The organism is Rhodococcus sp. B10 (assembly GCF_011770055.1).
Lineage (GTDB): Bacteria > Actinomycetota > Actinomycetes > Mycobacteriales > Mycobacteriaceae > Rhodococcoides > Rhodococcoides kyotonensis_B.
This window is the reverse complement of sequence record NZ_JAAFYV010000012.1, coordinates 121,654-133,767: the sequence shown is the minus strand read 5'-3', so window position 1 is coordinate 133,767 and position 12,114 is coordinate 121,654. Positions and strand designations below refer to the sequence as shown.

General features: G+C 64.6%; 14 protein-coding genes. 5 read left to right on the top strand and 9 right to left on the bottom strand.

The window, feature by feature from the left end:
- The first annotated feature begins 241 nt into the window (after positions 1-241).
- Genes RhoFasB10_RS10615 through RhoFasB10_RS10605 form a run of 3 tightly spaced genes read left to right on the top strand, consistent with a single transcriptional unit; the run spans position 242 to position 3,803 of the window.
- On the top strand, positions 242-745 hold the full coding sequence (locus RhoFasB10_RS10615; protein ID WP_167676367.1) for a 2Fe-2S iron-sulfur cluster-binding protein: 504 nt from the start codon (positions 242-244) through the stop codon (positions 743-745).
- Complete coding sequence (locus RhoFasB10_RS10610; RefSeq protein WP_114328558.1) at positions 742-1,737, top strand: xanthine dehydrogenase family protein subunit M; 996 nt, start codon at positions 742-744, stop codon at positions 1,735-1,737. Before RhoFasB10_RS10615 ends, RhoFasB10_RS10610 begins: the two co-directional genes overlap by 4 nt.
- Complete coding sequence (locus RhoFasB10_RS10605; protein WP_167676366.1) at positions 1,734-3,803, top strand: xanthine dehydrogenase family protein molybdopterin-binding subunit; 2,070 nt, start codon at positions 1,734-1,736, stop codon at positions 3,801-3,803. Before RhoFasB10_RS10610 ends, RhoFasB10_RS10605 begins: the two co-directional genes overlap by 4 nt.
- A 32-nt stretch (positions 3,804-3,835) precedes the next feature.
- Here RhoFasB10_RS10605 and RhoFasB10_RS10600 read toward each other — a convergent pair whose 3' ends face one another.
- Genes RhoFasB10_RS10600 through RhoFasB10_RS10585 form a run of 4 tightly spaced genes read right to left on the bottom strand, consistent with a single transcriptional unit; the run spans position 3,836 to position 7,123 of the window.
- On the bottom strand, positions 3,836-4,582 hold the full coding sequence (locus RhoFasB10_RS10600) for an amino acid ABC transporter ATP-binding protein (protein ID WP_167676365.1): 747 nt from the start codon (positions 4,580-4,582) through the stop codon (positions 3,836-3,838).
- The gene (locus RhoFasB10_RS10595; protein ID WP_167676364.1) at positions 4,579-6,063 is read right to left on the bottom strand and encodes an ABC transporter permease subunit; all 1,485 of its coding nucleotides are present in this window, start codon (positions 6,061-6,063) and stop codon (positions 4,579-4,581) included. Before RhoFasB10_RS10595 ends, RhoFasB10_RS10600 begins: the two co-directional genes overlap by 4 nt.
- A 9-nt stretch (positions 6,064-6,072) precedes the next feature.
- Positions 6,073-6,555, bottom strand: coding sequence for a RidA family protein (locus RhoFasB10_RS10590; protein ID WP_068427076.1), 483 nt, complete (start codon positions 6,553-6,555; stop codon positions 6,073-6,075).
- 1 nt (position 6,556) lies between these two features.
- Positions 6,557-7,123 (bottom strand): histidine phosphatase family protein, encoded by a 567-nt coding sequence (locus RhoFasB10_RS10585; RefSeq protein WP_167676363.1) that lies wholly within the window; start codon positions 7,121-7,123, stop codon positions 6,557-6,559.
- A gap of 77 nt (positions 7,124-7,200) precedes the next feature.
- On the opposite strand from RhoFasB10_RS10585, the gene RhoFasB10_RS10580 reads away from it, so the two are divergent.
- On the top strand, positions 7,201-8,376 hold the full coding sequence (locus tag RhoFasB10_RS10580) for an acyl-CoA dehydrogenase family protein (RefSeq protein ID WP_167676361.1): 1,176 nt from the start codon (positions 7,201-7,203) through the stop codon (positions 8,374-8,376).
- Positions 8,377-8,386: 10 nt separating this feature from the next.
- Entirely contained in the window at positions 8,387-9,484 is a 1,098-nt protein-coding gene (locus tag RhoFasB10_RS10575) for an acyl-CoA dehydrogenase family protein (RefSeq protein WP_068427070.1), read from the top strand.
- Positions 9,485-9,505: 21 nt separating this feature from the next.
- On the opposite strand, the gene RhoFasB10_RS10570 is transcribed toward RhoFasB10_RS10575, so the two are convergent.
- The 5 genes from RhoFasB10_RS10570 to RhoFasB10_RS10550 form a co-directional block, all read right to left on the bottom strand.
- Complete coding sequence (locus tag RhoFasB10_RS10570; protein WP_068427069.1) at positions 9,506-10,300, bottom strand: alpha/beta hydrolase; 795 nt, start codon at positions 10,298-10,300, stop codon at positions 9,506-9,508.
- A 42-nt stretch (positions 10,301-10,342) separates the two neighbouring features.
- Positions 10,343-10,711 (bottom strand): type II toxin-antitoxin system VapC family toxin, encoded by a 369-nt coding sequence (locus RhoFasB10_RS10565; RefSeq protein WP_068427067.1) that lies wholly within the window; start codon positions 10,709-10,711, stop codon positions 10,343-10,345.
- Positions 10,708-10,905: a type II toxin-antitoxin system VapB family antitoxin gene (locus RhoFasB10_RS10560; protein WP_068427065.1), complete on the bottom strand. Its 198-nt coding sequence runs from the start codon at positions 10,903-10,905 to the stop codon at positions 10,708-10,710. The genes RhoFasB10_RS10565 and RhoFasB10_RS10560 overlap by 4 nt, the downstream gene beginning before the upstream one ends.
- 38 nt (positions 10,906-10,943) lie before the next feature.
- Positions 10,944-11,306: a VanZ family protein gene (locus RhoFasB10_RS10555; protein WP_068427063.1), complete on the bottom strand. Its 363-nt coding sequence runs from the start codon at positions 11,304-11,306 to the stop codon at positions 10,944-10,946.
- A 149-nt stretch (positions 11,307-11,455) separates the two neighbouring features.
- Positions 11,456-12,079, bottom strand: a complete 624-nt coding sequence (locus tag RhoFasB10_RS10550; RefSeq protein WP_167676359.1) for a class I SAM-dependent methyltransferase — start codon at positions 12,077-12,079, stop codon at positions 11,456-11,458.
- Between the last annotated feature and the right edge of the window lie 35 nt (positions 12,080-12,114).

Sequence of the window (12,114 nt, the reverse complement as noted above, 5' to 3'; positions counted from 1 at the left end):
CACTCCCCGGAACGGCTCGCCGAGGTCGAGGACCTACTCAACAACCGTCCTCGTAGGACCCTCGGATGGGATACTCCTCTGAAGGCATACGACAAGACGCTCGTTGCGATGACCGCTTGAGACCGCCGTATAGCCCGCTATACATTCGCGCGCACGGGTAATCTTTTGGATACCCTAACCTTCGTTGGGCCGCAGGGCGTTTGAACGTTTGACGGCCCAGGCGCAGGGTAACCGAGCGGCCATGAGCAGAGTCACACTCCGCGTGAACGGCGCCGACCACGACATCGACTGCGACGTGCGGACCACGCTGCTCGATGCACTCCGCGAACATCTCGACCTCGTCGGCGCCAAGAAGGGCTGCGATCACGGACAGTGCGGCGCGTGCACGGTCCTGGTCGACGGCAGGCGCATCAACAGTTGCCTTGCCTTGGCGATCGGGTACCAGGGCCGTGACATCACCACCGTCGAAGGTCTCGCCGACGGAGATGTTCTTCACCCGGTCCAGCAGGCCTTCATCGACAACGACGCGTTCCAGTGTGGCTACTGCACGTCGGGACAGATCTGCTCCGCCGTCGGCATGCTCGAAGAAGCCAAACAGGGGTGGCCCAGCGCGGTCACCGACGACCCGCCCGAGGCCGACGTCGAACTCGATCGCGACGAGGTCCGCGAACGCATGAGCGGCAACCTCTGCCGATGCGGCGCCTACGCGAACATCATTCCGGCGGTGCTGGAGGCAGGCCGATGAGGACGTTCGCCTACGACGTCGCAACCGATGTCGACGACGCCATAGCCCGACTCGCTGCCGACCCGGGCGCCTCTCTTCTCGGTGGCGGAACGAACCTCGTCGATCTGATGAAACTCGGTGCGACGCAGCCGTCCTCGCTCGTCGACGTGTCACGCCTGCCGCTGACCGAGATCGACGTCGCCGACGACGGTTGTCTGCACGTCGGTGCTGCGGTCACCAACAGCGATCTGGCTGTGCATCCCGTTGTGCGCAGCCGTTATCCGGTGCTGTCGCGAGCGTTGCTGTCCGGCGCGTCGGGCCAGCTCCGCAACATGGCCACGACCGGCGGCAACCTGTTCCAGCGCACCCGTTGCGTCTACTTCATGGACGCGAGCAAGCCGTGCAACAAGCGTGAGCCCGGATCCGGTTGTCCCGCAATCGAGGGTGAGCATCGCAACCTCGCCATTCTCGGGGCGTCGGAGCACTGCGTTGCGACGCACCCCTCCGACATGGCGGTCGCGCTCACGGCGCTCGATGCAGTCGTCGTCGTCGCGGGACCCGGTGGGACACGCACGGTTCCGATCGGCGAGCTCTACCGCCTGCCCGGCGATACGCCGCAGAAGGACACCAGGATCGAACACGACGAGATCGTCACCGGTCTTCGCATTCCCGCGCTGCCCGCAGGCACGATGTCGATGTACCGCAAAGTGCGCGACCGGGCGTCGTATGCGTTCGCGCTGGCGTCCGTGGCGGCGGTGTTGCGGGTGGAGGACGGCCAGGTGACCGAGGCGCGCATCGCGCTCGGCGGTGTTGCGCACAAGCCGTGGCGTGCATACACGGCCGAGGGGGATCTGCTGGGGCGCCTCGCCAAGCACGAGGTGTTCAGAGAGGCCATCGATCTCGAATTGAAGGCGGCACATCCGTTGCGCGACAACACGTTCAAGATCCCGTTGGTTCGCAATCTCGTGACCGAGGCGTTGACCGAACTGACCCGCAGGGAGGCATCGGTATGAGCACGGCAGCCATCGGTCAGCCCCTCGCGCGCACCGAGAGCATCGCCAAGGTCACCGGTGCTGCGCGGTACGCAGTCGACCAACCGGTCGACGCGGCCACGGCTTACTGCGCCATCGTGCCCGCGACGATACCCACGGGCAGGATCGTCGACGTGCGAGCCGACGGTGCCGTCACCCTGCTCTGGCACCGCAACGCGGAGAAGCTCGGAGAGATCGAGGACGGCGAACTCGCTGTGCTGCAATCGGATCGGGTGTCCTACCGCGGTCAGGTGGTGGCGATCGTCGTCGCCGACTCGCTGGAAGCGGCGTGGAACGCAGCGGAACGCGTCCAGGTCACCTATGCGGACGAGCAGACGCCGGACAACGGTCTGTCCGCCGAGCATCCGTCGCTGTTCGCGCCGGAGTCGGTCAACGCAGGATTTCCGACGGACGTGACCGAAGGAGACCCCGATGCGGCGCTGGCGTCGGCGACTCATGTCGTCGACCGGTGGTATTCGACGGCGGCCAATCACAACAACCCGATGGAACCACACGCAACTACTGCCGAGTGGTCGAACGGCGTTCTGACCGTCTGGGATTCGACGCAGGCGCCGTCCGGGGTGCAAGGCGATCTCGCGACCCTCTTCGGTCTCGACTCCTCGGCGGTGCGGGTCGTGTCCGAGAACGTCGGCGGCGGTTTCGGCTCCAAGGGCAGCACGCGGCCCAACGCGGTGTTGGCGGCGATGGCGGCCCGTGCGACCGGACGAAAGATCAAGCTCGCACTGCCGCGGCAGTCGCTGTTCGATCTCGTCGGATATCGCACGCCGACTATCAGCCGTTTCCGCCTCGGTGCCGACGAGAACGGCAAACTCACCGCGCTCGTGCATGATTCGTTCCAGCAGACGTCGCATGTGTTCGAGTTCTGTGAACAGACGTCCGAGTCGTCGCGCCACATCTACGCGTCGCCGAACCGTCGTACGACGCATCGGTTGGCCGTCCTGGACGTTCCGACGCCGCGGTGGATGCGCGCGCCGGGGGAGGCGCCCGGAATGCTCGCGCAGGAGACGGCGATCGACGAGTTGTCCTACGCCGTCGGCATCGATCCGATCGAGTTGAGAATCCTGAACGAACCCGATGTCGATCCCGCGAGCGGCAACCGATTCTCGTCGCGCAGCCTCGTCGAGTGTCTTCGTACCGGTGCCGAGCGATTCGGGTGGTCCGAGCGCGACCCTCGCCCCGGTCACCGACGCGACGGCCGCACACTGATCGGGATGGGTGTCGCCACGGCGAGTTATCCCGTGCTGATCAGTCCGTCGTCGGCGTCGGCGTCGCTGGGTGAGGACGGCTCGATCACGGTGTCCGTGGCCGCGTCGGACATCGGTACCGGAGCGCGGACGGTGCTGCGGCAGATCGCCGCCGATGCGCTCGACGTATCCGCCGATCGCGTCGAGCTGAAGCTCGGTGACAGCGCGCTGCCGAAAGCGCCTGGCGCCGGCGGTTCTTCGGGAACCTCGTCGTGGGGCTGGGCCGTCACCAAGGCGTGCAGGACGCTCGTCGAACAGGTAGGGCCGATCGCCGATGCGACAGGGCCTGCCGAGGTGTCCGTCGACACCTCCGACGACCTGGAAGAGCAGAAAGAGCTGGCGCGCATGGCGTTCGGCGCGCACTTCGCCGAGGTGGAGGTCGACGTCGACACCGGTGAGGTGAGGGTGAGGCGCATGCTCGGCGTCTACGGGATCGGGCGGGTGATGAACCCGAGGTTGGCGCGATCGCAGCTGATCGGCGGGATGACGTTCGGGCTCGGAATGGCACTGATGGAGGTGGGCAACACCGATCGCGAATTCGGTGGCTTCTCCAACCACGACCTCGCCGAGTATCACGTGCCTGTGTGCGCGGACACGCCCGACATCGAAGCGATCTGGGTCGAGGAGAACGACGACGAGCTGAATCCGATGGGCGGCAAGGGGATCGGCGAGATCGGTATCGTCGGCTCACCGGCGGCGATCGGCAACGCCGTCTACCACGCGACGGGTGTGCGGGTGCGAGATTTCCCGATCACCGTGGACAAGGTGCTGCCGCACCTGTGAGTGCGAATGTACAGAGGGCTATACATTCGCACTCACATGAGGATTCGCTCCAGAAACTTCCTGGTCCTGGCCTCCGACGGATCCCGTAGGACCTTCGCCGGCGCACCCCGCTCGACAACGACGCCACCCTCGATGAACAACACGTCGTCGGCCACCTGTTCGGCGAAGCGGATCTCGTGTGTCACGACGACCATCGTCCACCCCTGCGCAGCAAGGCCTTTGATCACGGACAGCACTTCGCCCACCAGTTCGGGATCCAGAGCCGACGTCGGCTCGTCGAACAGCATCAGCTTCGGCTTCAACGCCAACGCCCGCGCGATTCCGACGCGCTGTTGCTGACCGCCCGACAGCTGAAACGGGTACTGGTCGGCTTTCTCGGCCAGACCGACTTGCTTCAGCAGCTCGCGCGCGTCGGCGATGGCGTCGTCCTTCGGCCGCTTCTGCACGATCACGGGACCCTCGATCACGTTCTGCAGCACCGTCTTGTGTGGGAAGAGGTTGTGTTGTTGGAACACCATGCCGCTCTGGGCACGGTAGGCGCGGAGCGATGCCGAGCTGACCGACGAGCTGAAATCGACCGTCACGTCACCGATCCGGATCATCCCCGCGTCCGCCGGATCCAACGCGTTCAACGCCCGGAGCACCGTCGTCTTACCGGACCCCGACGGCCCGATGACGACGGTCACCGTGCCTGCCGGGACCGAGAACGACACGTCCTTCAGGACTTCGTTGTCCCCGAACGATTTACGCAGACCCTGTACGTCGAGCAGATCGGTCATTTCGTCACATACCTGTCGAGTCGGACTTCGAGTTTGCCTTGGAAGAACGAGAGGATCATGCAGATGATCCAGTAGTAGATCGCCGCAACGCTGTACAGCGCGAAGAAGTCGAACGTCGGTGCCGCCGCGAGCTGTGCGACGCGCAGCAACTCGGTCACCAGAATGGTCGACGCGAGCGAGGTGTCCTTGAGCAACGAGATCAACGTGTTGGACAGCGGCGGGACGGCGGTACGTAATGCCTGCGGAAGAATGATGCGCTGCAACGACGTCCGATAGCCCATGCCGATCGTCTCGGCCGCCTCCCACTGGCCCTTCGGCACGCTGAGTATCGCGGCTCTGATCACCTCGGCCGCATAACCGCCGACGTTCAGACTGAATGCGACGACCGCAGCAGGGAACGGATCGATCACCACCCCGAGCTCGGGCAGCGCGTAGAACACGATGAACAGTTGCAGCAGCAGGGGAGTGCCGCGGATGATCGAGACGTAGAACCGCGCAACGGCAGACAAAGCCTTGTTCGACGAGATCCGCGCCAGGGCGACAGCGAGCGCGATCACCAGACCGATCACGAAGCTGATCGCGGTCAGCGGAATGGTCATCGTGACAGTGGCTTTCAGCATCGGCCACAGGTTGTCGAGAATCAGATCGAGTTTCGATCGGCCGTCCGACGCGGCCGCGTCGGACGTCGGCGCCTGTGTGTCCGCGGTGGGTGCGGCGACGTCGGAGCCGAAGTACTTCTCGGAGATCTGCGCAAGAGTGCCGTCGGCCTGCAACGTGTCGATGGCCGAATCGATCTCGTCCATCAGCCCGGTGTCCTTGCGGGCGACGAACGCCTGGTAGCTGGTGTCGCCGGTCTGGGCGGCGACCTTGACCCCGGTGTCGCCCGTCGTCTTCAGGTACTCGGCGATCGCGAGGCTGTCGTTGACGGTGGCGTCGACACGTCCGTCCTTGACGAGCGTGACGGCCTGAACGAATCCTTCGACGGCCTCGACGTTCGCACCCGCGTCGGAAGCGACTCCGGCCCAGTTGCTCGTCGACGATTGTGCTGTCGTCTTTCCCGCGAGGTCGGCGGTGGAGGTGATCGACGTATTCGCTGCCGTCGTGAGAATTTCGCCCTCGGACACGGTGTACGGCTTGGACAGGTCGTAGGCGCCTTGTCGCTCGGGGTTGATCGTCACCTGGTTCGCGATCAGGTCGAAGCGCTGGGACTCCAGGCCGGCGAAGATCGAGTCGAACGGTGTCTGCACGAACTCGACGCGCACGCCCAATTCCTGCGCAACCGCGTCGACGACGTCGATGTCGTAGCCGGTCAGCTGTCCGTCGGAACCCTGGAAACTGAACGGACTGTAGGTCCCTTCGGTGCCGACGACGATGACACCCTTGTCCTCGATCTGTTCGAGCAACGGTCCCGACGACGATCCGCACCCGGCCACGGCCAGCAGCGCAGCGATGGCGGCCAGTAATGCAAACGCGCGCTTCATTGGGCCTCTCTAGCCGTCGATTTCGATCTCCGCCGATACAACCACGGCGTTGTTCATCGGTAGCGCAGCCACTCCGATCGCGGAACGCGCATGTGCTCCGATCTCGGGTCCGAACACCTGGACGATGAGGTCCGAGAAGCCGTTCATCACCGTCGTGGTCTGCGTAAATCCGTGGTCTGCGTTGACACTGCCGGAGACGGTGAGCCACGCGCTGATCCGATCGAGATCACCGATGGCGCGTTTGATACTCGCCAGCGCGGCCAGCGCTGTGTCCCTCGCGGCGTCGGTGGCGTCGTCGACCGAGACCTCCGACGGGACGGCCCCGAACGGGCCCGCGAGGGTGCCGTCCGCGTGTTGCGGGGAATGGCCGGAGACGAAGACACGGCTGCCGCATACCCGAACCCACTCGAAAGCGAACTCGAACCCTTCGGGAGCCCGAGGCGGCTCGGGCAGCACGAACCCGAGTTCGTCGATTCGTCGTTCGATCTCCATGTCACCACACCCTTCGAGCGGCTACACCGTTGATCGTCTCCACGGTCCATTCGGTCCCGTCGTGCGTCAGTGTCGACACACCACAGTTGAGAATGCGTGGCGACGCGACCCCGCAGATTGCGTCGAGTATCGCGCGAATGACCCCGCCGTGCGCGACGGCGATGACCGACTTGTCCGGATGCGTCGACGCGATCTCGTCGACGGCTCGGACACCGCGAACCATCAGGTCCCGGCGGGGTTCCAATCCGGGATACATGCCGTGCGGCCACCGTGAGTAGGCGTCGTAGTCGGTGAATCCCTCGGCCTCGCCGAAGTGACGTTCGGCGAGATCGGGGTACGTCGCCGTGCGTTCGATGCCGAGGTGCGTGCCGATGATGTCGGCGGTCTCGGCGGCCCGAGAGAGCGGCGAGCTCACGAGCAGGTCCCACTGGCGATCGTCGAGTTCGTACCCGGCTTCGCGTGCCTGCGCACGTCCCGTCGAGTTGAGCGGGATGTCCGAGCTTCCCTGCAGGCGCCCGTGCAGATTCCAGTCGGTTTCGCCGTGCCGCACCAGAGCCAGAAAAGTCATAGTTACTGCAGAATAGACCAGTTACCGGAGAGTACGGTCGAGGTGACAGCTGTGGTGCTAGAAGCGGAGGGACCAGAATGAATCTTGCCCTGACAGAAGAGGAAGCTGCGTTTCGTGACGAGATGCGGACGTTCTTCACCACCGAGATTCCCGCGGAGATCCGCGAGAAGAACAGGGTGGGGGTCGAGCTCACCAAAGAAGACGTGGTGACGACGATGCGGATCTTGAACGCGAACGGACTCGCTGTTCCGCATTGGCCGACGGAGTTCGGTGGACGGGATTGGACGGACGCGCAGCGGCACATCTGGCTCGACGAGATGCAGCTGGCGTCGGTGCCGGAGCCGTTGACGTTCAACGCGTCGATGGTCGGTCCGGTCATCGCGACCTTCGGTTCGCAGGAACAGAAGGAGAAGTTCCTCCCGAAGACCGCGAATCTGGACGTCTGGTGGTGTCAAGGGTTCTCCGAGCCGGAGGCGGGTTCGGATCTCGCGTCGTTGCGCACGACGGCTACCCGTGACGGCGACGACTACATCGTCAACGGCCAGAAGACGTGGACGACGCTCGGCCAGTACGCCGACTGGATCTTCGCTCTCGTGCGCACCAACCCGGATGCGCCCAAGAAGCAGGCGGGCATCTCCTTCCTGTTGATCGATCTGAAGACTCCCGGCATCACGGTCCGCCCCATCAAGCTCATCGACGGTAGCGTCGAGGTCAACGAGGTGTTCTTCGAGAACGTCCGCGTTCCGGCGGAAAACCTTGTCGGAGAAGAGAATCAGGGCTGGAGCTACGCGAAGTTCCTGCTCGGCAACGAGCGCACCGGCATCACCAGGCTCGGCCACACCAAGGTTGCTCTGGAAGAGGCCAAGAAGCACGCTGCGGCAACGAAACTCGGCACCGGCACGCTCCTCGACGATCCGCTGTTCGCCGCGCGCATCGCGGAACTCGAGAACGACATCGTGGCACTGGACATCACCCAGCTGCGCTTGGTGTCGGGTAGTTCGGACGGCAAGCCCAATCCGGCGTCGTCCATTCTGAAACTGCGCGGATCCGAGCTGCAGCAAGCCGTCACCGAATTGCTGATGGACATCGCAGGCCCGGATTCGCTGCCGTACGAGGCGGGAGACGACATCGAGAGCGAGGGCTGGGCACAGCGATCGGTGCCCACGTATCTCAATTACCGCAAGGTGTCGATCTACGGCGGTTCCAACGAAGTGCAGCGTCAGATCATCTCGTCGACGATTCTCGGATTGTGAGGTTTCAGCCATGGATTTCGAACTGAACGAAGAACAGAAACTTCTCCGAGACACCACCCGTGAGGTGCTCGTCAGGGCGTACGACACGGAAAAACGAAACAAGATCGTCGCCGACGACCCAGGCTGGTCGACCGACGTGTGGAAGCAGCTCGCCGAGGTCGGCCTGCTGGGTCTGAGTTTCTCCGAGGACGACGGCGGCATGGACGCGGGTCCCGTCGAGATCATGGCCGTCATGACCGAGGTCGGACGACGCCTGGCACCCGAGCCGATTCTCGACGCGGTGCTCGTCCCCGGCGGATTGATCGCCGACGTCGGGAGCACGGATCAGCGGGGGCGAATCCTACCGGGCGTGGCCGAGGGAACGACGCTGCTTGCCTTCGCGCACAACGAGACCGGCAGTCGCTGGCCGCACATCGACGTCACGGTGTCCGCGACCGAGGACGGCGGGTCCTGGGCGTTGAACGGGGTCAAGAACCCGGTTCCGCACGGCGCTAGTGCCGACCTTCTGGTCGTCAGTGCGGCGTTGCCCGGCGGTGGCGTCGGACTGTTCCTGGTCGACGGTGACGCACAGGGACTGACGCGCAAGGGGTATCGCACGCACGACGGTGGGCGTGCGGCACAGCTGTCCTTCTCGGACGTCGCTGCGGAACCGCTGGGTGAGGGCTCGGACGCGACCGATGCCATCGTCGCGTCGGAGGTGCGGGCGCAGGCTGCCCTGTGCGCCGAGGCCGTCGGCGCGATGGAAGAGGCATTGCGGTTGACGACGGATTATCTGAAGCAGCGCAAGCAGTTCGGCGTTCCGCTCGCGAAGTTCCAGGCGTTGACGTTCCGTGCGGCGGACATGTACGTGCTGCTCGAACTGGCACGCAGCATGTCGCTCTACGCAACGATGAATCTGGCCGACGGCGTCGTGGATCCGACGGTCGCGTCGCGTGCGAAGCTGCAGATCTCACGGTCGTCGCGCAAGCTGGGGCAGGAGGCGATCCAGCTGCACGGTGGAATCGGCGTCACCGCAGAATACCCGGTGGGACACTATGTTTCGCGGTTGGTGGCGATCGAGCACACCCTCGGCGGTGGCGACGAACACCTGCGTGTGTTGAGCGCCTGACGGCGCACGTGCGCTGAGCGCCTATGACGCCTGAATCACCAGATCGACGACGGCACCCGGGTTCGACACGAGAATCGCGTGCGACCCGGGTGCCTCGGTGATTTTCGCGCCGGCACGCTCGGCCATGAATTTCTCCGACGCCGGTGGAATGATCTGATCCTGCTGGGGGATCAGCGCCCAGCTCGGTGTGTCTGCCCACGACGGCGGCTCGCTCGGTTCGACAAGGGCCACCGCGGCGATGGACTTCTGGGTCGCAATCATTTTCGCGGCCTGTTCGTCGCTGACGTCGGGCGCGAAATACTGCTTGAACAGCGTCGGCTCGATGAAGGAATCGACGTTCTTCCCGAGAATGTTGGACGAGTCTTCGACGACCTCGAGCCCGAGCACCGGCGGTAGTAGCGAGGTCAGTCCGAACCGGAACGGATCCAACGCCAGTGCCGCGGGTTCGCCGGCCGCAGGTACGAACGCGGCAACGTAGACCAACGATTCGACGTTCGGCGAATGCACGTTGGTGATGACGGTTCCGCCGTAGGAATGTCCGACGAGCACCACCGGCCCTGTAATGCCGTTCACGACCTTCTCGATCGCGTCGGAATCGAAGCCGGGTCCGCGCAGCGGATTGTCGGGGACGACGACGTCATAGCCGCGCGCGCGAAGGTCGCCGGCGACACCGTCCCAGCTGGAGGCGTCGGCGAAGGCGCCGTGCACCAGCACGACCGTCGGCAGATCCTGTGCGACGGCCGTGCCCGCGCCGAACGTCAGACTTGCGGCGATTGCTGTGGTGACGGCCGCGATCTTCGAGCGGGCGAACTTCATGGCGCACTTCCTCTCGGCTGGGGGCGTGCGTCTCAATCTAGATCACCCGGAGACAGTGCGGATTGCAAGAGCAGCGGCGGTCTTGCTCAACCTTCTGTCGCGTGTCCACAACTGGGCATCAGGCGTCAGCCTTGTTGCGGCGAGCAATTGGACGTCCACGAAGCCAATCCCTCGGCCGTACAGTCTTTCTCGTTCGATCATGGTGAAGAGTTCGGCGGGCTCGGCGACGGACGCCTGCGGAAGGTTCGTCAGCAACCCGAGAATTTCGGTCCGGTTGTGGAGGTTTCCCAGAGCAATTTCTCCAGTGACCCAGGGGTGAACGAGCACCACACCGATGGTCAAGTAGTGGGCGAGGTCGTCGTTTCCAGAACGAAGATGGTCTATCCAGATCGATGTATCGACCAGGATCACGCGGGCTCGCTTCGGCGGCGCGGGGTGTTGGTGAGGCCCGGCTCGGTGCCGCCGAGGCGTGCCAGTCTTCTGGCGCTTTCACGTTCGATCAGCGCGCCGAGAGCTTCCCTGACGAGCGCAGCTTTTTCCATGGTGCCGGTCAGGCGCTGAGCCTCGGCGACAAGATCGTCGTCAAGGGCAAGAGTGGTACGCATTCGTGTCTCCCGTCGTCGATCCTCACCACATGATGCCACTATTCGTGCCGCAGAGTGGGCTGCTGCCGGGAGCTTGTCGGAAGCGCTGCGGCAGCAATCAGCAACCCCGCACCAACTCCGAGCACATCGAACAGCGCGTCGTCCACGCCGCCGGTGCGGCCGAGGGGGAGGACGGCCTGCAAGATCTCCGACGCCACCGCGAACGCGACGATCCATGCTGCGGTTCGCGCCACCGAGATGCCCGCGAACCGCGACGAGTAGGCCAACGCGGTGAACAGGAGAAAGTGAATGATTTTGTCGCTGTGCTGAAACCCGCTGGGCACTCCCGACGCCGGCGTGAACAAGATGATCAGTGCAGCGGTCATTGAAATCGTCAGCGGGACGTAGTACTTCAGCGGCATTCGGTCCACTCTCGCCGCTACCCGACCGAATGTCACATCCGGTCACTCCGAGTGACCGGAAGGCCACATTCGCTCCGACCGGCCTCCGCCCGCCCCCGAGAGCGAGGGCGTCCCTCGCTCACTCCGAGTGACCGGATAGCCACATTCGGTCAGCTCGCGGCACGCCGTAGCAGCACCACCACATCCATTCGCTCGGCGGGAGTGCCGTCGGGATCGACAGCCGGACGCGGCCGGTCCTCGGCGACGACCGTCGTCCATTCCGCGTCGTCGAACAGAGACGTGATGGCGTCGACGTCGAACAACAGTTGACTGTGCTTGTGCTGCGACGCGAGGTGGTCGTTCGGGCTGTGTCCGACGATGAGCAGATGTCCACCGGGTGCGACGGCACGGCCGAAGCGCTGGAACGCGGGTCCGGTCTGGTGGGCGGGTAGCTGGAAGAAGTGAGCGGTGACGAGGTCGTATCGGCTCGTCGGCTCCCACTCGAGAAGGTCGCGGTGCAGCCATTCGATGTTCCGGTCGCCCTGCTCGTCGCGTGCTCGCTGCAGCGCGACCTCGGAGATGTCGGCGCCAGTGGTGGTCCAGCCGTGATCGGCGAGCCAGCGCGCGTCGCCACCTTCGCCGCTGCCGATGTCCAGTGCGCTGCCCGGCGTCAGCTTCGATACCTCGGTGACGAGGACGGGATTGGCGTTGCCGCTCCAGCGCTGCGCCTGCTCGGTGTAGAGGTTGTCCCAGAACGGCTGATCGAAGACGGGCTGCTCGACGTGTGTGTGCATGTCACGAGAGTGCCAGTGAAATGCGGAATACGCAA